The organism is Aureimonas sp. OT7 (genome assembly GCF_014844055.1).
GTDB lineage: Bacteria > Pseudomonadota > Alphaproteobacteria > Rhizobiales > Rhizobiaceae > Aureimonas > Aureimonas altamirensis_A.
Genome location: NZ_CP062167.1, coordinates 3,189,009 through 3,214,855 on the forward strand (window position 1 = coordinate 3,189,009; position 25,847 = coordinate 3,214,855).

Here is a 25,847-nt window from a genome sequence, read left to right on the forward strand (position 1 = left end):
CGTCTGTTAAAGGGGCGCTTCTCCTGCAGCTACAGCGCCGAAAGTCAGAGCCTATGATCCCCCGTTATTCCCGCCCCGAAATGGTATCCATCTGGTCGCAGGAAACGAAGTTCCGAATCTGGTTCGAGATCGAGGCGCACGCGGCCGACGCCCTGGCGGATCTGGGCGTGATACCCAAGGAAGCGGCGAGGACGATCTGGGAAAAGGGCGGCGCGGCCACCTTCGACGTCGACCGGATCGACGAAATCGAGCGCGAGACCAAGCACGACGTGATCGCCTTCCTGACGCATCTGGCCGAATTCGTCGGGCCGGATGCCCGCTTCGTGCATCAGGGCATGACGTCATCCGACGTGCTGGACACCTGTTTCAATGTGCAGCTGCAGCGCGCCAGCGACCTGTTGCTGGCCGATCTGGACGCGCTTCTGGCCGCGCTCAAGCGCCGCGCCTTCGAGCACAAGGACACCGTCACCATCGGCCGCAGCCATGGCATCCACGCCGAACCGACGACCTTCGGCGTCAAGATGGCGCTGGCCTATGTCGAGTTCGAGCGCGCGCGCGCCCGGCTCGTCGCCGCGCGCGAGGAAATCTCGACGGCGGCGATCTCGGGCGCGGTCGGCACGTTCGCCAATATCGATCCACGCGTCGAGGAACATGTCGCCAAGGCCATGGGCCTCAACGTGGAGCCTGTATCCACGCAGGTCATCCCGCGCGACAGGCACGCCATGTACTTCGCCACGCTGGCGGTCATCGCCTCGTCGGTCGAGCGCCTGGCTGTGGAGATCCGCCATCTGCAGCGGACCGAGGTGCTCGAGGCCGAGGAATATTTCTCGCCCGGCCAGAAGGGCTCGTCGGCAATGCCGCACAAGCGCAACCCGGTGCTGACCGAGAACCTCACGGGCCTTGCCCGCATGGTGCGCTCCTATGCCTTCCCCGCGATGGAAAACGTCGCCCTGTGGCACGAGCGCGACATCTCCCACTCCTCCGTGGAGCGGATGATCGGGCCGGACGCCACCATCACGCTGGACTTCGCGCTTGCACGCCTGACCGGCGTCATCGACAAGCTGCTCGTCTATCCCGAGCGGATGGACCGCAACCTCAACCAGTTCCGCGGGCTGGTCCATTCGCAGCGCGTGCTGCTTGCGCTGACCCAGGCCGGAAAATCGCGCGAGGATGCCTATCGTCTGGTGCAGCGCAACGCCATGAAGGTTTGGGAACAGGGCGCCGACTTCCTGCAGGAGCTTCTGGCGGACGCGGAAGTGCGCGCGGCGCTGTCGGAAGAGGAACTGCGCGAGAAGTTCGACCTCGGCTATCACACCAAGCATGTCGACACCATCTTCCGCCGGGTCTTCGGGGATGCAACCCCGGTGTCATGACGCCGAAGGGGCACGGGTTGCGCTAGGCGGCGTCAGCCTGCCTTGCGCAGGCGGGCCTCCATCGCCGTGTCGACGTCGATCATCAGCATCTGGTGGTCCGAGAAGGGCATGTCGATGATCTCGATCCGGCAGCGGCCCATCAGGTCGCCCGATACGATGCAAGGGTCCAGGCTGGCCTTCCAGGGCCCCAGCCTGAATGTGGGCGCCATCTGGCCGTTGAGATAGGTAAAGCGCCCATCGGCCAGAAGCGGCGCCAATTCCTGCGGGCCGCCGAACATGTTGAAGTCACCGGTGATGATGGTCGGTGTATCGCGCTCCCGCGCCCAGCTCGCCAGTTGCTCCAACTGGCGGTGGCGCACCCGCCGCAGCAAAGAGCAGTGCGCCAGAAGGACGCGGACGCCCGGCAGGTCGATATCGTAGACAAGGCGCTTCTTGCCGTCGTCCAGATACCGCGCCGTGAACGGCAGATCGCCCGTGGCAAGGAACGCGCTGGACTTGCCGCGCGACACCGACAGGCGGCGGAACCGCTTGCCGGCACTGTACTTGCCATCGATTCGCACCGTGCGGTGATGATCTTCGCACAAGACGGGGAACTGGTCGAAGAAGCCGTTGGTGACGGAGCCCTTGTCGATTTCCAGAAAGCAGGACAGGTCCGGTTGCAACTCCCGCAACTTGTCCTTGAGGAAGTTAAGCGCGCGCAACTGCGCGTGCCGCGGTGTGTAGATGTGATGGTGGGCCCGCCCGATATGGTGCTTGAGAGACCCGTCGATATCGCGCGCATATCCGAGATTGGCGTAGACGATCCGCAACTCGCACCCTTTCCGATGAAGCGGCCTGGCGGTCCGCGCGACATCCATGCACGCCCCATCGGGCGAAATTCCGGCATGGATATTGGCCTTGCGGGCGGCAAATTCAACATCGCGTCGACCGGTCGGCACGCCGCACCGCCGATGCGTTTCCACTTTTGTCCGATCTGGTCTAATTGCGGTCGAACCACAGCACATGGATGCCTGCCGCAATGCAAGTCGACGCCGCCTTCTGGACGACCTGGTCGGTCGCGACGGGGATACTCAACTGGGGAATCATCTTCGGAGCGCTGATCTACATTCCGTTCAGGCGCTCGCCCGCGGCGGCCCAGGCATGGATGATCCTGTTCTTCTTTCTGCCCATCGTCGCGCTGCTGATCTACCTGGCGCTTGGCCATGCGGAACATCCCCGCTGGCGCAAGGACCGGCTGAAGCGCCTTCCAGCCGTACTGAGCCGCGCGCTGGGCGACCTGACCCTGGAACAGCGAAGCGGATACGAGGAGGCGCTTGCGCCGCGCTACGCCATGGCGGCGCGGCTGGTGCAGCGGCTGGGCCGCCAGCCATGCCTGCCCGGCAACCAGATAGACCTGGACGCGGACTACAACCGCGTGGTCGATCGCATCGTCGCCGATATCGACGATGCGCAGAACCATGTCCACATGCTGTTCTACATCCTGATGATGGACGAGGCCGGTGACAAGGTCCTGGCGGCGCTGGAGCGCGCGGCGCGACGCGGCGTCACCTGCCGCCTCCTGATCGACGCCGTCGGCTCGTCCACCGACAGGCGGCGCATCGCCCGCCGCCTGGACGGATCGGGCGTGGCGCTTCGGGTCATCCTGCCCCTGCGCTTCTGGAACCGGGCGACGCGGGCCGATCTGCGCAACCATCGCAAGATCGTGGTCGTCGACGGGCATGTGGGCTGGGTGGGTTCGCAGAACATGCATCGCAGCGAATACGAGCCGAACACCTTCTACCGCGAGGTCATGGCCCGCGTCGTGGGCCCCGTGGTGCTGGAGATGCAGGCCGTCTTCATCGGCGACTGGTACCTGGAAACGGAAGAGGACATCGGCTCTCCGGACCTGATGCCCGTGACCGATTTCGCCGACGCGGACGGCAGCGCGCTGGCCCAGTTGCTGCCGACGGGCCCGGATTATCCCGGGGCGCAGGTGGATACGCTGTTTACCGATCTGATCCACAACGCCCGGGACCGGGTGGTGTTGGCGACGCCATATTTCATCCCCAACGAGCCGTTGCTGCAAGCCATGAGCACCGCCGTCGCCAAGGGCGTGACCGTCTCGCTGTTCGTCACCTACACCACCAATTCGATCCTGATCGACCACGCGCAGCGCTCCTACTACGACGATCTCCTGTCGGCGGGGGTAGAGGTGATGCTGTACCGGGAGCGGTTCCTGCATGCCAAGCACCTGTCGATCGACGAGGATATCGCCATCATCGGCTCGGCCAACATGGATCGTCGCTCCTTCGAGCTGAACTCCGAAGTGACGCTGCTGATCTACGATGCCGACATGGTCCGCAAATTGCGCGGCATAGAACAGGACTACCGGGCAAACAGCGAGCGCCTGGACGCGGAAAGCTGGGAGAAGCGTGGCTTCGCCACGCAGCTTGCCGAAAACATCATGCGGCTGATCAGTCCCCTGATGTAGACGCCTGCCGAACTTGACAAGCATGCGGCGACCGCACATCTGGCAGCCATGCGCGTTTCAGAAGTCGATATACTCATCGTTCCCGGCTATACCGGGGCATCCGAACAGCACTGGCAAAGCCGATGGGAGCGCAAGCTGTCCACCGCAAGCCGCGTCGTGCAGGCGGAATGGACCAAGCCCGTCCGCGAGGATTGGACGAAGGCGGTTGCCGATGCCGTCAACGCCACCACCAAGCCCTGCGTCATCGTGGCCCATTCGCTGGGCGTCGCCAGCGTCGTACAGGCGATTCCGCTGTTCAAGAAGCCGATCGCCGGCGCGTTCTTCGTGGCTCCGCCTGACGTAACGAACGAGGCGATCCGCCCAAGGCACCTGATGACCTTCGGCCCCTACCCGCGCGAACCGCTGCCGTTCCCGTCGGTCGTGGTTGCCAGCCGCAACGACCACTATTCGAGCTTCGAAGCATCGGAGGATATCGCCGCGGCCTGGGGATCGCTGTTCATCGATGCCGGCGAAAGCGGCCATCTGAACGCCGACAGCGGACACGGGCCCTGGCCCGAGGGCCTCTTGACCTTCGGCAAGTTCCTTGCCGCCTTGAAGGCTCCGCCGCATCATCATTGATGCGGCGAAGCATCGGCAACGTCAGCGCCCGGTCGTCACGCGCAGCGCCGCAAGACCCGCATTGAAGATTGCCATGTCCGAAGACAGGGTCACCAGGTCGACGCCCATCTCCTTGGCCCGCGCGGTCTCATCCGCATCGAAAACGTAGAGGGCCGTGAACTTGCCGCAGGCCCGCGCCTTGGCGGCGATGGCCTGGATGGCATTGGTGACCTCGGGCCCATCATGGCTGAGGCGCCCCCCGGTCAGGGCGATCGACAGGTCCGACGGGCCGATGAAGACGCCGTCCAGCCCTTCGACGGCCAGGATCTGATCCAGCGCGGCGTAGGCCGCCGGCGTCTCGATCATGGCAAATGCCAGGGTTTCGCGATTTGCCGCCTCGAAATAGGCCTTGCCGCTGCCGTAGCCGTGCAGCATCACCGCGCGCGTCGGCCCATAGGAGCGCTGGCCGAGCGGCGGGTACTTGGCCGCCGCCACCAGCGCGCGGGCATCGTCCGCCGACTCGATCATGGGCAGGATGACGCCGGTGGCACCGTAATCCAGAACGCGCGATACGGTGGCATAGCCGCCCACGGGCACGCGCACCAGCGAGGCCATGCCCATGTGCGATGCGGTGGCGATGCCCCGGCCGACGCTGGCCTCGTCATGCATGCCGTGCTGCATGTCGAAAGTCGCCAGGTCGAAGCCGCCCTGCAACATCCGCTCGAGCAGTTCGGGCTGCGCCAGGCTGGACCATGCGGATATCAGAAAGCCGCGAGATTCGAGCCGGCCACGCAGATCGGGCGCCGCCATCAGGCGCTCTTGACCTGGGATTCGGCCTCGACCAGGAGCTCGCTCATCCGGCGGCGCACCTGATGTTCGGACTGGGCGACACCGGCAGCGGTGAAGTCGGCCATGACCTTGGCGACGACGTCTTCTTCGCCCTCTTTCTGCAGGTCGGCCTTGACGACCTCCATCGCGTAGGCGTCCGCCTCGGCGCCGCTGCGGCCGAGCTTTTCCGCCGCCCAGAGGCCGAGAAGCTTGTTGCGCCGCGCCTCGATCCGAAAACGCAACTCCTGATCGTGGACGTAACGGCTCTCGAATTCCTGCTTGCGGTCGTCGAATGTCATCGGGCTGCCTCTTCCATTTCGGGCGTCAACGCGTGGTGTTTAGAACATCACCTTCGACATTTGAAGCGCCGGTGCGCACCGGCCGGCACGAAGGCAGGAAATTCGGGGTAACGATTGTGAAAATCCCCCATTTGGTCTATTGACCCGGCTGAGAGCAGAGTTTTTTCCCGCCCGGGCCTCCCACCCTGGCGCTCCAGCACGATCGAGCACACGCAATGACACGTCGCCGCCGTATCTACGAAGGCAAGGGCAAGATTCTCTACGAAGGCCCGGAACCCGGCACGCTGGTGCAGTTCTTCAAGGACGACGCCACCGCCTTCAACAAGAAGAAGCACGAAGTGGTGGACGGCAAGGGCGTCCTCAACAATCGTATTTCGGAATACATCTTCAGCCACCTCAACCGGATCGGCATTCCCACGCACTTCATCCGCCGCCTCAACATGCGCGAGCAGTTGATCAAGGAAGTGGAGATCATCCCGCTCGAGGTCGTGGTGCGCAACGTGGCTGCCGGCTCGCTGGCCAAGCGCCTCGGTATCGAGGAAGGCACCGTACTGCCGCGCTCGATCATCGAGTTCTACTACAAGGCCGACGCGCTGGACGATCCGATGGTCTCGGAAGAGCACATCACCGCGTTCGGATGGGCCAGCCCCCAGGAAATCGACGACATCATGGCGCTCGCCATTCGCGTCAACGACTTCCTGACCGGCCTGTTCCTGGGCGTCGGCATCCAGCTCGTGGACTTCAAGATCGAGACGGGCCGCCTGTTCGAGGGCGACATGATGCGGATCATCGTCGCCGACGAGATCTCGCCCGATTCCTGCCGCCTCTGGGACGTGCAGACCCAGGACAAGCTGGACAAGGACAGGTTCCGCCGCGACATGGGCGGCCTCGTCGAGGCCTACCAGGAAGTCGCCCGGCGCCTTGGCATCATGAACGAAAACGACCCGCCCCGCCCTTCCGGGCCGGTGTTGGTAAAGTGACGCAAAGTCCTGCGTCGCGACCGGCGCCGGCTCTCAAACTCGTGTATTCGCAAGGCAGGCTGAAACAGTGATCAAGGCGCGTATTGTCGTTACGTTGAAGAACGGCGTTCTCGACCCGCAGGGCAAGGCCATCGAGGGTGCGCTCGGCGCCCTCGGCTTCGACGGTGTCGGAAGCGTGCGGCAGGGCAAGGTCTTCGACGTCGAGATCGATGGCGACGACGCTTCCGCGGCCGAGGCCAAGGTCAAGGCCATGTGCGAGAAGCTGCTCGCCAACACCGTCATCGAGAACTACGCCGTCGAAATCCGTTGACGTTGCGGCGGGCCCGCCCGCCCCATCCACGGCCCGGAGCTGAACCTTATGAAATCCGCCGTCGTCCTGTTGCCAGGCCTCAACCGGGACCGCGACATGATCGCCGCCCTCCGCACGGTCAGCGGCCAGGAGCCGCTGACCGTCTGGCAGACCGAAACGGACATTCCGTCCGTTGACCTGATCGTCATACCGGGCGGATTCTCCTTTGGAGATTATCTGCGTTGCGGGGCCATTGCGGCGCGGTCTCCCGTCATGCGCGCCGTGGCTGACAAAGCCCGCGCCGGCGTGCCCGTTCTGGGCGTCTGCAACGGATTCCAGATTCTGTGCGAGGCCGGGCTTCTGCCAGGCGCGCTGATGCGCAACCGCAGCCTCAACTTCGTCTGCCGCGAAGTGAAGCTTGAGGTGGCCAACGCCGGGACGCGGTTCACCACGGCCTACAGCCCCGGCCAGGTGATCCGGTGCCCCGTGGCCCACCATGACGGTAATTATTTCGCCGATGCCGACACGCTCGCCCGGATCGAGGGCGAAGGCCAGGTCGTGTTCCGCTATGCAGAAGGGACCAACCCCAATGGGGCGGTCAACGACATCGCCGGCATCGTCAACGACGGCGGCAATGTGCTGGGCCTGATGCCTCATCCGGAAAACCTCATCGAGCCGGAGCATGGTGGCACCGACGGGCGCGGCATATTCGAGAGCGCGCTGGGCATGTCCGGCAGGGGGCTGGCCGCGTGAGGCCGTTTCTGCGCACCGGTGCCTTTGCGGTGGTTCTGGGCGTCCTTGCCGGATGCAGCGGCAAGCCGCAGGAAGCGTCGATCGAAACAAGCGGCGAACCGGCGCTCAAGGTGATGGAGCGTGTGGCGCTGGCCGCCCGCGACTGCTGGTTCCGCGGCCGCGATACGGCTTTTGCCGGCTACAGCATGGCGCCGGAACTGGATTCCCATTCCGGACGGCCGCGTATCCTCGTCGTGCCCCGATCCAACCCCGGCGGGTTGCCCCTCCTCGTCGTCGAGGGCCAGGGCAAGCCTGCACGAATCCAGACGTTCGGCCCGCTGCTGAATGGGCCCAGCGGATCGCGGATCGCCGCCGATGTCGCCCGCTGGCAGGGCGGCGACCGCACCTGCGCCAATGCATAAGCCTGTGCAGCTTGGGCTGCTGGGGCTGGCCTCGGCCGTGCTTCTGTGCGGCTGCGCCGTGGCGCGGACGGTGCCGCCGGCCATGGCGACAGCCGAACCGAACGGCGACGTACTCAGCCAGGTCGAGGCCGACTATGTCGTCCAGACGGCGCGCACGCTGTATCGCAGCGCCACGGTAGACCGGGCGTTTCGTTTCGTGGCCGGCCCGGCCGGCGCGCATGGTGCCTGTGTCCGCTCGCCCGCAGGGGCCGTCACCGGCGGCGACTACACGCTCATCGTGCTGCAAAGACGCGTCACCGATGACTATATCCCGCAAGCGGCCGATGACGCGCTCATCCTGCGGAGCGCATCGGAAGTCGCGGCATGCCGCGCCCGCGCGGCGGAAGCCGGTTTCTGGCTTCCGGCACGCTAGACTGTTCGAACCCTTTCCCGTCCGCCATCAAGCCGGACACCGCCTCAGGACCGCCGACGATGAACGAGATCGCCATCACCCCCGACCTGATCGCCGCGCATGGGCTGAAGCCCGACGAATACCAGCGCATCCTCGATCTGATCGGCCGCGAGCCCAGCATTACCGAGCTCGGCATCTTTTCGGCCATGTGGAACGAGCATTGCTCCTACAAATCCTCCAAGCGCTGGCTGCGGACCTTGCCCACCAAGGGGCCGCAGGTCATCCAGGGCCCCGGTGAAAATGCCGGCGTGGTGGACATCGGCGACGGGGACTGTGTGGTCTTCAAGATGGAGAGCCACAACCACCCTTCCTATATCGAGCCCTACCAGGGCGCGGCCACCGGTGTCGGCGGCATCCTGCGCGACGTCTTCACCATGGGCGCGCGGCCCATCGCGGCCATGAACGCGCTGCGCTTCGGCGACCCGGGCCACGAAAAGACCCGCCATCTCGTGGCTGGCGTGGTGGCCGGCGTCGGCGGCTACGGCAACTCGTTCGGGGTGCCGACGGTGGGGGGCGAAGTCAACTTCCACCCGCGCTACAACGGCAATTGCCTTGTCAACGCCTTTGCCGCCGGTCTCGCCAGGACCGACGCGATCTTCTATTCCAAGGCGGAGGGCGTCGGCCTGCCGGTCGTCTATCTGGGCGCCAAGACCGGGCGCGACGGCGTCGGCGGCGCCACCATGGCCTCTGCCGAATTCGACGAGAAGATCGAGGAAAAGCGTCCGACCGTGCAGGTCGGTGACCCTTTCACCGAAAAGTGCCTGCTCGAGGCGTGCCTGGAACTGATGAAGACGGGTGCCGTCATCGCCATCCAGGACATGGGCGCGGCCGGCCTGACCTGCTCGGCGGTGGAGATGGGCGCCAAGGGAGACCTCGGCATCGAACTGGACCTGAACGCCGTGCCGGTGCGCGAAGAGGCGATGACGCCTTACGAGATGATGCTTTCGGAAAGCCAGGAGCGCATGCTCATGGTTCTAGAGCCGTCCAAGCGCGAGGTGGCCGAAGGCATCTTCCGCAAATGGGGGCTGGATTTTGCCGTGGTCGGCCGCACGACGGACGATCTGCGTTTCCGCATCCTGTTCGATGGCAAGGAAGTGGCCAACCTGCCCATCAAGGAACTCGGCGACGAGGCGCCCGAATACGACCGCCCGTGGCTGGAGCCGCGGCCGGCCGAAGTGCTGGCGGCGGCGGACGTGCCCCAGCCGACCGACTATTCCGATGCGCTGCTGCGGGTGATCGGCTCCCCGGACATCGCATCGCGCCGCTGGGTCTTCGAACAGTACGACACGCTGATCCAGGGAAATTCGCTGCAGCGCCCCGGCGGCGATGCGGGCGTCGTCCGCGTAGACGGGCATGCCACGAAGGCGCTTGCCTTTTCGTCCGATGTGACCCCCCGCTACTGCGAGGCCGACCCCTATCAGGGTGGCGCGCAGGCGGTGGCGGAGTGCTGGCGCAACCTGACCGCGGTCGGCGCGCTGCCGCTTGCGGCGACGGACAACCTCAATTTCGGCAACCCGGAAAAGCCGGAAGCGATGGGGCAGTTCGTCATGGCCGTCCAGGGCATCGGCGCCGCCTGCGAGGCACTCGGCTTCCCGATCGTGTCCGGCAACGTCTCGCTCTATAACGAGACCCAGGGACAGGGCATCCTGCCCACGCCCACCATCGGTGGCGTCGGCCTGATCGCCGACAGGGCGCGCTGCGCGCGCACCGATACGCTGGCGGACGGCGACGTCCTCCTTCTGATCGGCGGCGACGGCACGCATCTGGGTGCCTCCATCTATCTGCGGGAAATCACGGGCAGCGAGGCGGGCGCGCCGCCGCCGGTGGACCTTGCCGCCGAGAAGCGCAATGGCGACTTCGTCCGGGGCCTGATCTCCAATGGCACGGTCAGGACGTGCCATGACCTTTCGGACGGCGGGCTTATCGTCGCGCTGGCGGAAATGTGCATGGCCTCTGGCGTCGGAGCCCGCATGGAAATCGCCGGCGGCCCGGTCCACGCCGAGCTGTTCGGCGAGGACCAGGCCCGCTATCTGATCGCCGTTCCGCGCGATGGGGCAGCGTCCATCCTGGCGGCGGCATCCGCGGCCGGCGTGCCGGCACGTCTGATCGGCGAGGCCGGCGGCGCCACGCTGGAGGTATCCGGCATCCTGCAGGTTTCCGTGGCGGCGCTGAAAAGCCGGCACGAAGGCTGGTTCCCGGCCTACATGGCCGGCGAACTGCCATCCCTGCAGGCCGCCGAATAGACAGGCCTCATTGCGGTCGCGACGCACAGACCCTATCCTTTGGTCCTACGGTGCCGTGACAAGGAGTTGCACTTCATGCCAATGAACGCCCAAGACATCGAACGGATGATCAAGGACGGCATTCCCGACGCGGTCGTAACGATCCGCGATCTGGCTGGCGACGGCGACCACTATGCCGCCGAAGTGGTGGCGGAGAGTTTCAGGGGCAAGACACGGGTGCAGCAGCACCAGATGGTCTACCAGGCCCTTCAAGGAAATATGGGCGGCATCCTCCATGCGCTCGCATTGCAGACGAGCGCGCCCGCCCACGACCAGGAACAGCGGAGTTTGACATGAGCGGAATTCAGGACTGGATCGACAACGAAGTGAAGACGAACGACGTGATCGTCTTCATGAAGGGCACACCGGCCTTTCCGCAATGCGGTTTTTCCGGCCAGGTGGTGCAGATCCTCGATTATCTTGGCGTGGACTACAAGGGCGTTAATGTCCTTTCATCCGACGATCTGCGCAACGGCATCAAAGAGTATGGCTCCTGGCCGACGATTCCGCAGGTCTATGTAAAGGGTGAATTCGTCGGCGGCTGCGACATCCTGCGGGAAATGTTCCAGGCCGGCGAATTGCAGCAGTTCTTTGCCGACAAGGGCATCGCCACAGAGGACCGGAGCGCGGCCACCGCCTGACGGAACGGCTGACGAAACGACCGAAGACACAGGGCGGGGCGCCGGCGCCCCGCCCATTTTTTTATCTGCCGTCAGCCGATGACAGTCCGCAGATCGTGCCAGCCTGCCTCGTCCGGCGCCACCAGCAGGCCGCCTGCAACGTGGCCGGGCCGGTAGACCGACCCGTCGAGACGGCGCACAAAGGCACCCGCCTCCTGGCACATCATGGCACCGGCCAGATGATCCCACGGCATCAGCTTGACGTAATAGAGGTAATGCAGCGCGCCGGACAGCGCCAGGCGATATTCCTGCGCGGCGCTGCGGAAGCTGGACAGGATGCGCGTTTCGCCAAAACCGGCAAGCGTACGCCTGCGCTGCTCCAACGGCAGTTGGCTCGTCGCCGCGGCGCCGACCATGTCCGCCAGTGGCACCGGCTCTGCGTACCGCAGGCGTTTCGCCGCCTCGTCACCGCTTTTGAAGAAGACGCCTCCACCCTTCTCGCCCACCATCGCATCGTCGCCGAGCGGGTCGTAGATCACGCCGGCAATCGTTTCGCCCTTGCGCACGACGGCCGCCATGACGCCGAACATCGGCGCGCCACTGGCGAAATTGGCCGTCCCGTCGATGGGATCGACGACGATGGCAAGGTCTGCGCCGGCCACTCTGTCGAGGAGGGCGGCGTTCGCAGCCACGCCCTCTTCCCCGACAAAGGCCGCATCCGGAAATGCCTGCCGGCATGCGGCCTCTATGGCACGCTCCGCGGCTTCGTCGGCCTCGGTGACAAGGTCGACAGCGGATGTCTTCTCACGAATGTCGCCGGCGGACAGCCGGCGAAAGCGCGGCATGATCTCGGAGCGGGCCGCCTGCCGGAGAATGTCCGCGAGCCTGTCCGTATCGAATTGCGTCACGAGCGTTCCTTTCATGATTCTTTTGGCATGAGGGATGCGAAATCGAACAGGCGCGCGTCGTGCAAATGGCTTGGGCTGACGTTGCCGAGGGCCCGGGCGATCACGTCCTTGCGTCCAGGGTTGGTGCGTTCCAGGTCGGCAAGGAACGCCTTGATCACGTTGCGCTGCAGCCCATCCTGGCTGCCGCACAGGTCGCAGGGAATGATCGGGAAGCGCATGGCGGCGGCAAAGCGCGCGATGTCGCCTTCGCAGGAGGTGATCAGCGGCCGCAGGACGAGCAGGTCACCATCGTCGTTGAGGAGCTTGGCCGGCATGGCCGCCAGTTTGCCGCCATGGAACATGTTGAGAAAGAAGGTTTCGAGGCTGTCGTCCCGGTGGTGGCCAAGAACCAGGGCCTCGCACCCCTCCTCCCGGGCGATCCGGTAGAGGTTGCCGCGTCGCAGCCGCGAGCAGAGGGCGCAATAGGTTCCCCCGGCGGGGACCTTCGCCTTCACCACCGAGTAGGTATCGCGATACTCGATGCGGTGGACGATGCCGTTGGATGACAGGAAATCCGGCAGGACATGCTTCGGGAAGCCCGGCTGCCCCTGGTCGAGATTGCAGGCGAGAATGTCGACGGGCAGCAGCCCGCGCCACTGCAGGTCGACCAGGAGGGACAGCAGGGTATAGGAGTCCTTGCCGCCGGAGATGCCGACGAGCCACCGCGCGCCCGGCCGCACCATGGCATGCGCACTCATCGTTTCACGGACCTCGCGCAGCAGGCGCTTGCGAAGCTTGCGGAAGGAAACGCTGTCGGGCGCATCTGCGAACAGCTTGTGCGCGCCCTCACCTTCCTGTGCCAGGTCCTGCGTTTCGGCAGCCTCGTCCAGCATATTCGGCCCTCGTCCGGGATCATGCCAAGGCAATACGTCAGGCCGTGTCGGAACGGAACCCCGGCCCCGTATCGAAGGGCAGTTTCATGATGGCACCGGCCGTCATCGGACGCGACAGGTAGTAACCTTGCAGATAATCGCAGCCGATATCCGCGAGCGTGCGGGCGGCCTCGGCGCTTTCCACCCCTTCGGCGACGACCTCCATATCCAGCGCGTGGCCGAGCCCGACGAGCGCGCGCAGCAGGCGCACCACGCTCTCGCCCTTCCCCAGGTCGGCGGCAAAGCTGCGGTCGATCTTCAGGCGGCTGACACGCACGTAGCGGATGGATTGAAGCGATGAATAGCCCTCGCCGAAATCGTCGATGACGATCCGCACGCCGGCCTGGGACAACGGCATCAGCCGACTCCGGATCACGTTCAGGTCGAGCGCGGTTTCCTCGGTGATCTCGACCTCGATTCGATCGGGCGCCACCCCCCTGAGCGCGCAACGCCCCAGAAGGATCTCGTCGGCTGGGATCTTCGCCGCCTCACGCGGGGACAGGTTGACGGCCACCCGGACAGTGTCCGCGCCCACCCGGTCCAGTTGAAGCAGCATCGACAAGGCATCGTCGACCACCCGGCGGAACAGGTTTTCCGCCTGCCCGACGCGGCCCGCCGTCCGGACGATCAACTCGGGATTGATCGGCCCGTGCACCGGGTGCGTCCAGCGCAACAGGGCTTCAAGCGTGTCGAGACGACCCGAACGATGGTAGATGGGCTGGAACCAGACTTCCACCGCCTGCCTGTCCAGCGCATCACCCAGATCGCGCTCCAGGTCCCGTTCCAGTTCGATACGCTCCTGGAGGGCACCGTCGAACACGGAATGGCTGTTTTTACCCGCGGACTTGGCGGCGTAGAGCGCCGCATCGGCCCGTGCGAGCAGTTCCCCGACACTGCCCTCGGCGGCGATGCAAATGCCGACGCTGCCGCTGACGGGGCTGGACTCGAACGTCTCGAAGGGGGCGGATATGGTGGCCAGGATGCGGGAGGCCAACCTCTCGACAGGTTCCGGCCTGTCGTCGTCCAGTTCCAGCAGCAAGGCGAATTCATCTCCGCCCAGCCGGGCAATGGATGTTCCGCTGGGTGTCGCTTCGTTAAGCCGCCGCGCCACCTTCTGCAGCACGCGGTCGCCTGTTGCATGGCCGAAGATGTCGTTGACGGCCTTGAAGTCGTCCAGGTCCAGCAGCATCAGGCACAATGGCCGATTCCCCGCCTGTAGCGCGACCTCAAGGCTGCGCAGGATGCCGCTGCGGTTCAATAGCCCGGTCAGCGCATCGTGCGTGGCGCGATGCAGCATCTCGCGGGCGGTGGCATCGGAACTTGCATTGGCGATCTCAAGCGACTGCGCCATCTCGCGCGCCTCGTGCGTCAACCTTGAAAAATCGCGAAACGCAAGATCGCTTTCACGCGCCGAAAGCAGCAGCGCAATCAGGTAGATCGTCACGGTGCTGCCCAGCAGGACGGAATTGAAATCGCCCTGCCACAGGAGGCATCCGATCATCACCAGGAGTGGCGGGGTAATGAAGAAGGTCGGCACCGGAGAATAGGACGCACCATGCGTCACCGCACCGGCGGTGATGCCGCACAGGACGGTCAGGTAGAAGATCGAGTCCGGGGTCGTGAAGCCGGAAGAGAGGATCGCGACCAGCGCCCACACGATTCCGGACGAGAATGCAGCGAAACGGTGCATCATCAGGTGCCAGGCAACGGACCCCGGCTCATTGGCGTCGACGGGCAGGACCGGCATGCGGCACAAGGTATAACGCGCGACATTGACGCTCAGCGAGGCGGCAAACCACGCCAGGCCCAGCCCCGGCAGACCGCCCCGGTAGGCCACGGTAAGAACGGCAAGACCGAGAATGCCGTTGACCGGGATGGCGCGCCGCAGGCTGCGCCGGACCGCGGCAAGGCGATCGGCCTGTATCATGTCGTGGAGAGCGAGATTACGGCCGGAGAGACTGGACAAAGGAACGAGGGCTTCGGTCGTGGTGGCTTAGGATGCCAACCTACATCCAAAGTTGTGCGATTGATACCACAACCCTCGATCCGTGACAGGATAACTTCAAAGGAAAAAGGGCCGCCCCGAAGGACGGCCCTTTTCTGTTTGGCGATGGCCGATCGGTTAGCGCGAGTAGAACTCGACCACCAGGTTCGGCTCCATCTGAACCGGGTACGGCACATCGCCGAGGCCTGGTACGCGAGTGAAGGTCGCGACCAATTTGTTGTGATCGACCTCGATGTAGTCCGGTACGTCACGCTCTGCGAGCTGAACCGACTCGAGGACGACGACGAGCTGCTTGGACTTCTGGCGCACTTCGATGACATCGCCCGGCTTGCAGCGGTACGAGCCGATATTGGTGCGTACGCCATTGACGCTGACGTGGCCGTGGTTGACGAACTGCCGTGCGGCAAAGATCGTCGGCACAAACTTCGAGCGATAGACGATGGCGTCCAGACGGGACTCCAGAAGGCCGATCAGGTTTTCCGAGGTGTCGCCACGACGGCGGGCGGCCTCTTCATAGATGCGGCGGAACTGCTTCTCGGAGACGTCGCCGTAATAGCCCTTCAGCTTCTGCTTGGCGCGCAGCTGCGTGCCGAAGTCGGAAAGCTTGGACTTGCGGCGCTGGCCATGCTGGCCCGGGCCGTACTGGCGGCGGTTGACCGGAGACTTCGGACGACCCCAGATGTTTTCACCAAGGCGTCGGTCGATTTTGTATTTCGCGGATTCGCGCTTGCTCATCGCATTTCCCTAGAGCGTTCGCCCGGACGAACCATTCGCCGGGCTCAGGAAACGCGCCCTCCTTTGCCCGCATTGCGGGCCGACAGAGCGGCCCAGGGCCGTTCACGGGACACGTAAAAAAACCGGCGGACCTTGCGGCCCGCCGATGAACGCTTCCTTAAACGAGCAGGGCCGAAGCGTCAACCCAGGTGCTGACGCTCGCCGGACCGGCGCGAGATGAACCAGACTGCATGGACGACGCCCGGAATGTAGCCGAGCAGAGTGAGTATCAGGTTCACCCAGAAATGCTTTCCGAGACCGGTGGTGAGGAAGACGGCGAGAGGGGGAATGAAGATTGCGATGATGATGCGCAGGAGATCCATGGACCGTTTTCCACATTGATACGTTCATTGATGCAACCGAAACGCCGGGGCATCCCTTCCGTTCCCGTAAGGGAAACCCGCCACGACGAGGGAAGCGCCATGCATCGAACCCTGGTGACACTGTACGTGTGGGCGATCGCCGCCGGCCCGGCGTTGGCCGATGCGGCCTTCCTCCAGCGTTTCGAGGGGCGTTTCAATGGCGGCGGCACGATCCAGCGCGACGTCGATCCGCAGCCACGCAAGGTCACGTGCAGGCTCACCGGCTCGCTTTCAGGCCCGAACGCATTGTCCATCAAGGGCAGTTGCCGCGCCGCCGTGATCTTTACCCGTCCGGTTGCCGCAACCATCCGCTACGACCCGGCGACCGACCGTTTCTCCGGAACATATGACGCGTCCACCACAGGCCCGGCGCAATTGTCCAACGGGCGGCTGAGTGGCAATGCCCTCACCCTTGCCGTCACGTACGCAAAGCCGATCTACGGCGACCGCAATGCCACGATGACCATCACCAATGCCGGCGATGGCGGCCTGTCCATGGTGGTCACCGACCGGATCGACGGGCGATCCGCCCAGACATCGGCGATCAGCCTGCGGCGGTGAGCCCGAAGCCGTGGACAAGCCGGCGTACGGCATAGACCGGCTGTCCCGCCGTGAAGACGGCGCGGTCGAACCCTTCCGGCAGGGTGGATGGCGTGTCGGCCATCAGCCGCTCGGCCTGCCGCGCGATGGCCTCGGCAGGGTCGAGCCAGTCGACCGGCCAGGGAGCCACCTTGCGGAACGCACCCACCAGGAACGGGTAATGCGTACAGGCCAGGACGACGATGTCGGTTTTCCGCGCGCCGCGCTCGACGAAGCATGGCGATATCTCGGATAGAAGCATTTCGGGCCGGGCCCGGTCGCCGCGCATATGTGCTTCGGCCATGGCGGCCAGCCGGGGCGATCCCACCAGTTGCACCTCGCAGTCGCGCGCGAAACTGTCGATGAGGCCGCGCGTGTAGTCGCGCCGCACGGTGCCGGGCGTCGCCAGGACGCTTATGAGACCGGAGCGCGTCTGTTCGGCGGCGGGCTTGATGGCAGGGACCGTCCCCACGAACGGAACGTCGAAGCGCGCCCGCAACTCAGGCAACACCAGCGTCGAGGCGGTGCCGCACGCAATGACGACCAAGGCCGGATCATGCGTGGCCAGAAGGCCGCCGAACATGCCGACGATGCGCTCCAGCAATGCCGTCTCTTCCCAGTCGCCATACGGAAACCCGGCGTCGTCGGCAATATAGACATAGCGCCTGTCGGGCATGCGCGCACGCAACTCCCGCAGGACCGACAGCCCGCCGATGCCGCTGTCGAAGACGAGGATGGGCTTTTCGCTCATGCTGTCGGAGCGCCTTTCTGCAGGGCGCGGATGACGCCGCGCAGCGCCCGGATCTCCGGTTCGGTAAAGGCGGCACGGGTCAGCATGGTGCGCAGATTATGCACCATCACCTCGCGCTTCTCGGGCGGGAAGAAGTAGCCCGTCGTCTCCAGCGCATCTTCCAGATGGTCGAACAGGCGATAGAGATCGTCCTTGGAGGCCGGCGTCAGGTCCGGTGCGAAGAAGCGCGGCCGCCCCTCGAACGGATTGCCCGAGCGCATCCACTCGTAGCTCATCAGCAGGACCGCCTGGGCGATGTTCAGCGAGGCGAAGGCCGGGTTGACGGGAAAGGTGACGATCTCGTCCGCCAGATCGACTTCTTCGTTGGAGAGACCGAAGCGCTCCCGGCCGAAGAGGATGCCACAGCCCTGCCCAGCTTCGACCCGCAGGCGCATCTGCGCGGACGCCTCGTCCGGCCCGCGCACGATCTTGGTGGAGTAACGAGGCCGCGCCGTGGTGGCGGCGACGTAGGTGAGATCGGCGACCGCCTCCTGCACCGTCGCAAAGACGCGCGCCGCCTCGATGACGTGATCGGCCCTGGAGGCGGCGGCAACCGCCTTTTCGTTGGGCCATCCGTCGCGGGGGTTGACGATCCGCAGGTCCGACAACCCGAAATTGGCCATGGCCCGCGCGACCATGCCGATATTCTCGCCCAGTTGCGGCTCCACCAGCACGATCGCCGGCCCGCCGCTCATCGTCTCGACCGTCCTGTCGGTTCCAGCCACATCGACCTCTTCAAAACTCCACGACGCCGCCTGATAGCCTGTCGCGACGCGACGGAAAAGCGTCGCCTTGCTTTGCACATGCGAAGCTTCTTGCTATAGCCGCCCCGACGCTTCCCGGCCGCCCGCCGCACAAGGCACGGCCGCATCCAACCGGAGGAATGGCATCGATGGCGAAAATCAAGGTTGCGAACCCGGTCGTCGAACTCGACGGCGACGAGATGACACGGATCATCTGGCACTTCATCAAGGACAAGTTGATCCACCCCTATCTCGATATCGACCTGGAGTATTACGATCTCTCGGTCGAGAACCGCGACGCCACCAGCGATCAGGTCACCATCGACGCCGCCAACGCCATCAAGAAGCATGGTGTCGGCGTGAAATGCGCCACGATCACGCCGGACGAAGCCCGTGTGGAAGAGTTCAGCCTGAAGAAGATGTGGCGTTCGCCCAACGGCACGATCCGCAACATCCTGGGCGGCGTGATCTTCCGCGAGCCGATCATCATGAAGAACGTGCCCCGTCTGGTTCCGGGCTGGACGCAGCCGATCGTCGTCGGCCGCCATGCCTATGGCGACCAGTACCGCGCCACCGACTTCAAGTTCCCCGGCTCGGGCACGCTGACCATCAAGTTCGTCGGCGACGACGGCGAGACGATCGAGCACGAGGTGTTCAAGGCGCCCTCCTCCGGCGTCGCGATGGCCATGTACAATCTGGACGATTCGATCCGCGATTTCGCACGCGCCTCGCTGAACTACGGCCTGATGCGCAACTATCCGGTCTACCTGTCCACCAAGAACACCATCCTGAAGGCCTATGACGGGCGCTTCAAGGACATCTTCCAGGAAGTCTACGAAGCCGAGTTCCAGGCCGAGTTCGAGAAGCGGAAGATCTGGTACGAGCATCGCCTGATCGACGACATGGTCGCCTCGGCGCTCAAATGGTCGGGCGGCTATGTGTGGGCCTGCAAGAACTACGATGGCGACGTGCAGTCCGACATCGTGGCGCAGGGCTTCGGCTCGCTCGGCCTGATGACCTCGGTACTGATGACGCCGGACGGCAAGACGGTGGAAGCCGAGGCCGCGCACGGCACGGTCACGCGCCACTATCGCCAGCACCAGAAGGGCCAGGAGACGTCGACCAACTCGATCGCATCGATCTTCGCCTGGACGCGCGGCCTCGCGCATCGCGCCAAGCTGGACGACAATGCCGAATTGAAGACCTTTGCCGAAACGCTCGAGCGCGTCTGCGTCCAGACGGTGGAAGCCGGCCACATGACCAAGGACCTGGCGCTGCTGATCGGTCCGGATCAGCCGTGGCTGTCGACAACCGGCTTCCTCGACAAGATCGACGAAAACCTCGCCAAGGCGATGGCTGCCTGACGAAAGGCCGCCGGATACGACAAGGGGCGCCGCGGCCAGGCCGCGGCGCCCCTTTTTTGTTTCCACGCCAACATTACCGCATGACGGGCATGGAGAATTCCGCGCCGGACTTGATGCCCGACGGCCAACGTGTCGTCACCGTCTTGGTACGGGTCCAGAACTTGATGGAATCCGGCCCGTGCTGGTTCAGGTCGCCGAAGGAGGACCGCTTCCAGCCGCCGAAGGAATGGTAGGCCAGCGGCGTGGGGATCGGCACGTTGACGCCGATCATCCCGACATTGACGCGCGCCGCGAAATCCCGGGCGGCATCGCCGTCACGGGTGAAGATCGCGACGCCGTTGCCGTATTCGTGCTTCATCGGCAGGGCCAGCGCGGACTCGTAGTCCGGCGCACGGACGACCGACAGCACCGGACCGAAGATTTCCTGCTTGTATATATCCATCTCGGGCGTCACCTCGTCGAAGAGGCAGGCGCCGACATAGAAACCGTCTTCATACCCCTGGAGCCTGAAGCCGCGCCCGTCGACACGCAACTTCGCGCCTTCCTCGACGCCCTTGTCGATCAACTTCAGGATCTTCTCCTGCGACGCCTTGGTCACGACGGGCCCGAAATCGGCGGTGGCGTCGGTATAGGGGGCGATCTTCAACTGCTCGACGCGCGGGATCAGCCGCTCCATCAACGCATCCGCCGTTGCCTGGCCCACCGGAACGGCGACGGAGATCGCCATGCAGCGCTCTCCGGCGGAGCCGTAGCCCGCGCCGATCAAGGCGTCGGCCGCCTGGTCGAGATCGGCGTCGGGCATGACGATCATATGGTTCTTGGCGCCGCCGAAGGTCTGCGCCCGCTTGCCGTGGCGCGCGGCCTCGCCATAGACATAGGCCGCGATCGGCGTGGAGCCGACGAAAGATACCGCGCCGATATCGGGATGCTGGAGGATGAGGTCCACCGCTTCCTTGTCACCGTTGACGACATTGAGAATCCCCTTGGGAAGCCCCGCCTCGATCATCAGTTCGGCAAGGCGCATCGGCACCGAGGGATCGCGCTCGGACGGCTTCAGGATGAAGGCGTTGCCCGCGGCAATGGCCGGCGCGAACATCCACATCGGGATCATGGCCGGAAAGTTGAACGGCGTGATGCCGGCGCCGATGCCCACCGGCTGGCGCATGGAGAACATGTCGATGCCCGGGCCGGCGCCCTCGGTATATTCGCCCTTCTGGAGGTGCGGAATGCCGATCACGAATTCGCATACTTCCAGCCCGCGCTGGATGTCGCCCTTGGAATCCTCGACGGTCTTGCCGTGCTCCGCCGACAGAAGCTCCGCCAGTTCCTGCATGTTGTCGTTGAGAAGCTGGACATATTTCATGAAAACACGGGCGCGGCGCTGCGGATTGGTCGCGGCCCAGGCCGGCTGCGCGGCCTTGGCAGCGTCCACGGCGGCCTGAAGGTCCGCGGCATTGGCCAGCGACAGCTGCGCGCTCGCCTGCCCCGTCGACGGGTTGAACACATCGGCGCTGCGACCGGATGTACCGGCCACGCGGGCGCCGTCGATGAAATGGCCGATGCTGCTCATGCGGGAAGACTCCTCCGTTCCTGTCGCCGCGCAGCGTATCGGCTCCTGACTTTATTTCAATGTCAGCACTCGCAGAACCGTTGTGCGGATTCTATAGTCGCGCCATGGACTGGGACGACCTCAAGATATTTCTAGCGATCGCCCGCGACGGCCAGATTCTCGGCGCGGCGCGTCGGCTGGCCCTCAACCACGCGACCGTCGCACGACGTCTCGACCGGCTTGAGCTGACGCTCGGAGAGCGTCTGTTCCTGCGCCGTTCGGGCGGCTGCGAGCTGACGGCCGCCGGTACCGCCCTTCTGCCGCGCGCGGAGCGGGTCGAGGCCGAGTTGCTGGCTGCCGAGGCCAGCGCGCGCAGCGCGGGCGGCCAGTTGTCGGGAACGGTGCGCATCGGGGCCCCGGACGGGTTCGGCACGGCCTTCCTGGCGCCGCGGCTTTGGCGGCTGCTCGACGGGCAGCCGCGCCTGACCCTGCAACTCGTGCCGGTGGCGCGCGCCTTCTCCCTGTCGCGGCGCGAGGCCGATCTGGCGATCACCGTGGAGAAGCCCGATCAGGGGCGGCTGGTATCCCGCAAGCTCGTCACCTATGGCCTCGGCCTCTATGCCGCACGCGCCTATCTTGCCTCCCATGGGGAGCCCTCGGATGCCGAGGCACTGGCGCGGCATCGGCTGATCGGCCATGTCGAAGACCTCGTCTACAGCCGGTCGCTGCACTATGCCGAGGATGCCGGCCTGCGCTGGCAGGCCGATTACGAGATTTCCTCCGCCGTCGGCCAGGTCGAGGCCGTCGCGGCGGGCGGCGGCATCGGCATCCTGCACCATTTTATGGCGCGCGGCAGAGCCGACCTGCAGCGGTTGCTGCCGGAGATCGGGATCACCCGGACCTATTGGCTGGTGTCGCACCAGAGCACCGCCAACCCCGCCGCCGTCCGCCATGTGGCCGACGGCATCCGCGATCTGGTCAACGATGAACGGGCGGTCTTCGCCTGACCGGGCTGATCAGGCGGCGGCTGAGGTGACGACCTGCGACTCGGCGGGCTTCTGCATTCCCGACAGGCGATCATCGACGATACGCCACCGGTCCATGGCGCCCGCACACAGGGCCGGAAACAACCAGGCCGGATCTCCGGACTCGACCTTCACACGCGGCAACGTCAACGCCTCGCGTCGCGTGGCTCCGGCCACGACCGGCCCGTGAAGGCTCGAGAATGCCAGGGTGTAGCCCGCCTCCTCCGCGCAGGCGACGACGTCGGGCGTCATGTCGTTCCGGGTGCCGAACGGATAGGCGAAGGAGCGGATCTCGCGGCCCATCTCGTCTTCCAGGCGTCGGCGCGAATCCTTCAGTTCCGCCAGGACCTCGCGGCGCGGCAGTCCGCCGAGCGACCGGTGCGAAATCGAGTGCGAGCCGATGGTAATGCCGCCATCCTGGACCTGCCGCACCTCGTCGAAGGTCATCAGCTCGAAACCGGCCGGGCGGCCGGCAAGGATATAGGCCACGGATGGCACCCGATGCTTCTGCAGGATCGGCATGGCGACCGTGCGCACCGACGGATCGCCATCGTCGAACGTCACCAGAACCGAGCCGTCGGCCAAGCTTTTCCGTCCGGCCACGAATGCCTCGATATCGGCCAGCGAAACGGCTTTTCCGGTGCTGGCCAGATAGCCCATCTCGCGATCGAACTGGGCGGCCGAGACAGTGAAGGGCGCGTGATGGTCGTCGCCGAAGCGGTGATAGGTCAGGACGCGGATTTCAACTCCGGCGACTCGCCTGGAAGGCAAGACGCGGCCAAGTCCACCGACGAGGCCTCGGGCACCCTTCTTGGCGATCCATCGGCTGGTTGCAATGCTGTGGCCTGGCATGAGGCGCCTCTCTCGAAAACGGCTCCGGCGCGCCGTTCTGCCGCCGCGGTCCGAAACATGCGATACATAAAAACCGGGTTGCCGATCAGATAACGGCGTGCCTTCCAGGGCTGCCGCAGCATCAGATGCACCCATTCGATGCCCAAGCTGCGCATCCAGCGCGGCGCACGGACGAGGCCGCCGCCCCAGTATTCGAACAGCCCCCCGACCGCGACCGTCAAGGCCGCCGGCAGGGCGGCGCGGTGCCGGTCGATCCACTTCTCCTGCAACGGGTTGCCCATGCCCACCAGCACGAGATTTGCCCCGCAACGGCGGATGTCGTCCAATACGGCCTCGCTGGCCGCCGCGTCGATGTAGCCATGATGGGCGCCGACGAAGTCGACCCCGGGAAACATGACCTGCGCGTTGGCGCGAATGGTCTCGATGCGTTCGGGTGCACTGCCGACGAGATAGCATTTGATGCCGCTGCCGCGGCTGAGCAGCATCGGCACGAGGTCGGTGCCGTTGACGTTGTCGAGAAGCGTCACACCGCGTCCGCGCGCGGCCCAGCGAACGCCGGTACCGTCTCCGTAGACGACGTCGGCGCGGTTGAGAATCGCCCGGTAGGCAGAGTCCTCGCAGGCATTGTTGAGCGTGTGCGCGTTGACGAAATAAAGCGAACGTGGGCCCTCGCCGTCGATCAGGGCGGCGATACGCTGGAAGGCGGCCTCGATCGTCTCGTTCGCGATGGTGACGCCCAGGATCTGGCAGCGGTCCACGATCACATCTCCGGAAAGGCCGAGGGCCGGAAGGCCTCGGAACCGGACGAAGTTTCGCACTCGCGGTGCTAGAGCATCAAGAAGCCTTCAACCACTTCGGGTTTAGGGCCGCATCCACCTTTGGTGGAAGATTTACAGCCGTCCTTCGAGCACCGTCCTCAACCGGCCAGCGTCGCCACGTCGGCCCGCCGTACGGGAGGCGGAAGATCGGTGATGCCGAGGCGATGGCGGATGGCGCCCTTGTCGCCCACCAGGGTCTCGATCGAATGCTTCTCGAGCGCCCCGAGAAAGGCGTTCAACGCCTCGCGGAGTGCGGAATTGAGCGCGCAACTGTCCACCAGGGGACAATCGACCGCGCCGGTCTCGAAGCATTCGGCAAGCGAAAAGCTCTCTTCCGTCACGACGACCACGGCCTTGAGCGAAATCTCCGATGCGGGCCGCGCCAGACGTATGCCGCCATTGCGACCGCGAATCGTCTCGATGAAGCCGGCTTCCACCAGCGGCTGCAAAATCTTGAACAGAAAGAGTTCGGAGACGGAGTATGCCGCGGCGATTTCGCCCACCCGGCTCAACTTACCGGAGTTGGCCGCGCAGTACATGAGCATCCGGATCGCATAGTTCGTCTGACGCGTAAGGCGCATCGGTTTCCTCCGAAAGCGGGGCGGCTTAAGGGCCGCTCGATACTGTTAGAACAATTCCAATCTGAATTAAAGACCGCCAAACCATACCGGACCATAAAATTGGAGTTTTCAACTCAATTTTCAACGCCGCCTATTTTAAACTTTAGATGATATTGCAAAGTCCATAAATCCAGTTGATCATCCCCATAAAAAATGATGCTACTTCAATCGTGCCTTTTTTTGAGGCGGATGGGATGCTGTAGCCAACCGGGAAGCGGGCGCCATGCGCCCGAGGGGGACTAACAATAATATGGAATACTTCCTTCAACAATTGATCAACGGGATCACCCTCGGGTCGATCTACGGGCTGATCGCCATCGGATACACGATGGTTTACGGTATTATCGGCATGATCAACTTTGCCCACGGCGAAGTGTTCATGATCGGCTCATTCATCGCGCTTACGACATTTCTCGTCCTTATATCTTTCGGTTTGACGTTCCTGCCGCTCATCCTGCTGCTGATCGTCATCGTGGCGATGGTGTTCACCTCGCTCTGGGGCTGGACGATCGAACGCATCGCCTATCGGCCGCTGCGTGGCTCGTTCCGGCTGGCGCCGCTGATCACCGCCATCGGCATGTCGATCTTCCTGCAGAACTTCGTGCAGGTGACGCAGGGCGCGCGCGTCAAGCCGTTGCCGCCCCAGATCCAGGGCAGCATCCAGCTGATTCCGGGCGTGCAGATCTCATACATGCAGATCACCATCATCGTGCTGACGCTGGTGTTGATGACGGTCTTCTCGCTCATCATCTCCCGCACATCGCTGGGCCGCCAGCAGCGCGCCTGCGAGCAGGACGCCAAGATGGCCTCGCTGCTCGGGGTCAACGTCGACCGGACGATCTCGCTCACCTTCATCATGGGTGCGGCACTCGCCTCGGTCGCGGGCCTGATGTACCTCCTCTATTACGGCGTCATCGACTTCTATATCGGCTTCCTGGCAGGCGTTAAGGCCTTCACGGCCGCGGTCCTCGGCGGCATCGGGTCGCTTCCCGGCGCAATGCTGGGCGGATTGCTGATCGGCCTCATAGAGACATTCTGGTCGGGATATTTCTCCGTCGAGTACAAGGACGTCGCCGCCTTCTCCATCCTGGCGATCGTGCTGATCTTCCTGCCCTCGGGCCTGCTTGGCCGCCCCGCCGTCGAGAAGGTCTGACCGTCATGTCCCGTACCACACCAGTCGACGTCAGCCCGGAAGCGGCTGAGA

General features: G+C 64.6%; 29 protein-coding genes. 15 read left to right on the top strand and 14 right to left on the bottom strand.

Annotation, left to right across the window (positions count from 1 at the left end; translation table 11 throughout):
• Positions 1-53 precede the first annotated feature (53 nt).
• Positions 54-1,373, top strand: a complete 1,320-nt coding sequence (gene purB, locus IGS74_RS15265; protein ID WP_039192400.1) for an adenylosuccinate lyase — start codon at positions 54-56, stop codon at positions 1,371-1,373.
• 32 nt (positions 1,374-1,405) lie between these two features.
• Here purB and IGS74_RS15270 read toward each other — a convergent pair whose 3' ends face one another.
• Entirely contained in the window at positions 1,406-2,311 is a 906-nt protein-coding gene (locus IGS74_RS15270) for an endonuclease/exonuclease/phosphatase family protein (protein WP_192387236.1), read from the bottom strand.
• A gap of 80 nt (positions 2,312-2,391) precedes the next feature.
• Here IGS74_RS15270 and cls point away from each other — a divergent pair, with 80 nt between their 5' ends.
• Both cls and IGS74_RS15280 read left to right on the top strand, forming a co-directional pair.
• The gene (gene cls / locus IGS74_RS15275; RefSeq protein ID WP_192387238.1) at positions 2,392-3,843 is read left to right on the top strand and encodes a cardiolipin synthase; all 1,452 of its coding nucleotides are present in this window, start codon (positions 2,392-2,394) and stop codon (positions 3,841-3,843) included.
• Between the two features lie 48 nt (positions 3,844-3,891).
• Positions 3,892-4,461: an alpha/beta hydrolase gene (locus tag IGS74_RS15280; protein WP_192387241.1), complete on the top strand. Its 570-nt coding sequence runs from the start codon at positions 3,892-3,894 to the stop codon at positions 4,459-4,461.
• Between the two features lie 21 nt (positions 4,462-4,482).
• Here the strand turns inward: IGS74_RS15280 and IGS74_RS15285 are convergent, their stop codons facing one another.
• Positions 4,483-5,250, bottom strand: coding sequence for an aldolase/citrate lyase family protein (locus IGS74_RS15285; RefSeq protein WP_192387243.1), 768 nt, complete (start codon positions 5,248-5,250; stop codon positions 4,483-4,485).
• Positions 5,250-5,567, bottom strand: a complete 318-nt coding sequence (locus IGS74_RS15290; protein ID WP_192387245.1) for a DUF1476 domain-containing protein — start codon at positions 5,565-5,567, stop codon at positions 5,250-5,252. The genes IGS74_RS15285 and IGS74_RS15290 overlap by 1 nt, the downstream gene beginning before the upstream one ends.
• A 215-nt stretch (positions 5,568-5,782) precedes the next feature.
• On the opposite strand from IGS74_RS15290, the gene purC reads away from it, so the two are divergent.
• The 8 genes from purC (at position 5,783) to grxD (ending at position 11,364) form a co-directional block, all read left to right on the top strand.
• Entirely contained in the window at positions 5,783-6,547 is a 765-nt protein-coding gene (gene purC, locus IGS74_RS15295) for a phosphoribosylaminoimidazolesuccinocarboxamide synthase (RefSeq protein WP_039192380.1), read from the top strand.
• Between the two features lie 67 nt (positions 6,548-6,614).
• Positions 6,615-6,857: a phosphoribosylformylglycinamidine synthase subunit PurS gene (gene purS, locus IGS74_RS15300; RefSeq protein WP_039192377.1), complete on the top strand. Its 243-nt coding sequence runs from the start codon at positions 6,615-6,617 to the stop codon at positions 6,855-6,857.
• A 48-nt stretch (positions 6,858-6,905) separates the two neighbouring features.
• Positions 6,906-7,589 (top strand): phosphoribosylformylglycinamidine synthase subunit PurQ, encoded by a 684-nt coding sequence (gene purQ, locus IGS74_RS15305; protein ID WP_192387247.1) that lies wholly within the window; start codon positions 6,906-6,908, stop codon positions 7,587-7,589.
• A gap of 8 nt (positions 7,590-7,597) precedes the next feature.
• Positions 7,598-7,990, top strand: coding sequence for a hypothetical protein (locus IGS74_RS15310; RefSeq protein WP_192391830.1), 393 nt, complete (start codon positions 7,598-7,600; stop codon positions 7,988-7,990).
• Between the two features lie 4 nt (positions 7,991-7,994).
• On the top strand, positions 7,995-8,402 hold the full coding sequence (locus tag IGS74_RS15315) for a hypothetical protein (protein WP_192387249.1): 408 nt from the start codon (positions 7,995-7,997) through the stop codon (positions 8,400-8,402).
• 59 nt (positions 8,403-8,461) lie between these two features.
• Complete coding sequence (purL, locus tag IGS74_RS15320) at positions 8,462-10,684, top strand: phosphoribosylformylglycinamidine synthase subunit PurL (RefSeq protein WP_192387251.1); 2,223 nt, start codon at positions 8,462-8,464, stop codon at positions 10,682-10,684.
• Between the two features lie 75 nt (positions 10,685-10,759).
• Positions 10,760-11,020, top strand: a complete 261-nt coding sequence (locus IGS74_RS15325; protein ID WP_039192366.1) for a BolA family transcriptional regulator — start codon at positions 10,760-10,762, stop codon at positions 11,018-11,020.
• On the top strand, positions 11,017-11,364 hold the full coding sequence (grxD, locus tag IGS74_RS15330) for a Grx4 family monothiol glutaredoxin (RefSeq protein ID WP_192387253.1): 348 nt from the start codon (positions 11,017-11,019) through the stop codon (positions 11,362-11,364). Before IGS74_RS15325 ends, grxD begins: the two co-directional genes overlap by 4 nt.
• A gap of 71 nt (positions 11,365-11,435) precedes the next feature.
• Here the strand turns inward: grxD and IGS74_RS15335 are convergent, their stop codons facing one another.
• The 5 genes from IGS74_RS15335 to IGS74_RS15355 all read right to left on the bottom strand — a co-directional run bounded on the left by IGS74_RS15335 (position 11,436) and on the right by IGS74_RS15355 (position 16,264).
• Positions 11,436-12,266, bottom strand: coding sequence for an inositol monophosphatase (locus tag IGS74_RS15335; protein ID WP_192387255.1), 831 nt, complete (start codon positions 12,264-12,266; stop codon positions 11,436-11,438).
• Positions 12,263-13,123, bottom strand: a complete 861-nt coding sequence (ttcA, locus tag IGS74_RS15340; RefSeq protein ID WP_192387256.1) for a tRNA 2-thiocytidine(32) synthetase TtcA — start codon at positions 13,121-13,123, stop codon at positions 12,263-12,265. The genes IGS74_RS15335 and ttcA overlap by 4 nt, the downstream gene beginning before the upstream one ends.
• Positions 13,124-13,160: 37 nt before the next feature.
• Entirely contained in the window at positions 13,161-15,128 is a 1,968-nt protein-coding gene (locus IGS74_RS15345) for an EAL domain-containing protein (RefSeq protein ID WP_206688175.1), read from the bottom strand.
• 156 nt (positions 15,129-15,284) lie between these two features.
• On the bottom strand, positions 15,285-15,902 hold the full coding sequence (rpsD, locus tag IGS74_RS15350) for a 30S ribosomal protein S4 (RefSeq protein ID WP_039192354.1): 618 nt from the start codon (positions 15,900-15,902) through the stop codon (positions 15,285-15,287).
• A 179-nt stretch (positions 15,903-16,081) separates the two neighbouring features.
• A complete protein-coding gene (locus tag IGS74_RS15355) occupies positions 16,082-16,264 on the bottom strand; it encodes a YqaE/Pmp3 family membrane protein (protein WP_039192349.1) in 183 nt (60 codons plus the stop codon).
• Between the two features lie 99 nt (positions 16,265-16,363).
• Here IGS74_RS15355 and IGS74_RS15360 point away from each other — a divergent pair, with 99 nt between their 5' ends.
• A complete protein-coding gene (locus IGS74_RS15360; protein WP_192387258.1) occupies positions 16,364-16,864 on the top strand; it encodes a hypothetical protein in 501 nt (166 codons plus the stop codon).
• Here the strand turns inward: IGS74_RS15360 and murI are convergent.
• Together murI and IGS74_RS15370 are read right to left on the bottom strand one after the other, a co-directional pair.
• Positions 16,848-17,633: a glutamate racemase gene (gene murI / locus IGS74_RS15365; RefSeq protein ID WP_192387259.1), complete on the bottom strand. Its 786-nt coding sequence runs from the start codon at positions 17,631-17,633 to the stop codon at positions 16,848-16,850. The two genes, IGS74_RS15360 and murI, sit on opposite strands and share 17 nt — an antisense overlap.
• Positions 17,630-18,397 carry an RNA methyltransferase gene (locus tag IGS74_RS15370; RefSeq protein WP_039193060.1) on the bottom strand — a complete coding sequence of 256 codons (768 nt, stop codon included), beginning with the start codon at positions 18,395-18,397 and terminating at the stop codon, positions 17,630-17,632. The genes murI and IGS74_RS15370 overlap by 4 nt, the downstream gene beginning before the upstream one ends.
• Before the next feature lie 167 nt (positions 18,398-18,564).
• On the opposite strand from IGS74_RS15370, the gene IGS74_RS15375 reads away from it, so the two are divergent.
• Positions 18,565-19,779, top strand: a complete 1,215-nt coding sequence (locus IGS74_RS15375) for an NADP-dependent isocitrate dehydrogenase (RefSeq protein ID WP_192387260.1) — start codon at positions 18,565-18,567, stop codon at positions 19,777-19,779.
• Positions 19,780-19,852: 73 nt separating this feature from the next.
• On the opposite strand, the gene IGS74_RS15380 is transcribed toward IGS74_RS15375, so the two are convergent.
• The gene (locus IGS74_RS15380; protein WP_192387261.1) at positions 19,853-21,349 is read right to left on the bottom strand and encodes a CoA-acylating methylmalonate-semialdehyde dehydrogenase; all 1,497 of its coding nucleotides are present in this window, start codon (positions 21,347-21,349) and stop codon (positions 19,853-19,855) included.
• A 104-nt stretch (positions 21,350-21,453) separates the two neighbouring features.
• On the opposite strand from IGS74_RS15380, the gene IGS74_RS15385 reads away from it, so the two are divergent.
• Entirely contained in the window at positions 21,454-22,335 is an 882-nt protein-coding gene (locus IGS74_RS15385; RefSeq protein ID WP_192387262.1) for a LysR family transcriptional regulator, read from the top strand.
• Between the two features lie 9 nt (positions 22,336-22,344).
• On the opposite strand, the gene IGS74_RS15390 is transcribed toward IGS74_RS15385, so the two are convergent.
• The 3 genes from IGS74_RS15390 to rirA all read right to left on the bottom strand — a co-directional run bounded on the left by IGS74_RS15390 (position 22,345) and on the right by rirA (position 24,604).
• The gene (locus IGS74_RS15390) at positions 22,345-23,124 is read right to left on the bottom strand and encodes a polysaccharide deacetylase family protein (RefSeq protein WP_192387264.1); all 780 of its coding nucleotides are present in this window, start codon (positions 23,122-23,124) and stop codon (positions 22,345-22,347) included.
• Positions 23,082-23,963 carry a WecB/TagA/CpsF family glycosyltransferase gene (locus IGS74_RS15395; RefSeq protein WP_192387266.1) on the bottom strand — a complete coding sequence of 294 codons (882 nt, stop codon included), beginning with the start codon at positions 23,961-23,963 and terminating at the stop codon, positions 23,082-23,084. The genes IGS74_RS15390 and IGS74_RS15395 overlap by 43 nt, the downstream gene beginning before the upstream one ends.
• A gap of 158 nt (positions 23,964-24,121) precedes the next feature.
• Entirely contained in the window at positions 24,122-24,604 is a 483-nt protein-coding gene (gene rirA, locus IGS74_RS15400) for an iron-responsive transcriptional regulator RirA (protein ID WP_039192334.1), read from the bottom strand.
• A gap of 289 nt (positions 24,605-24,893) precedes the next feature.
• On the opposite strand from rirA, the gene IGS74_RS15405 reads away from it, so the two are divergent.
• Entirely contained in the window at positions 24,894-25,796 is a 903-nt protein-coding gene (locus tag IGS74_RS15405; protein ID WP_039192331.1) for a branched-chain amino acid ABC transporter permease, read from the top strand.
• The last annotated feature ends 51 nt before the right edge of the window (positions 25,797-25,847 follow it).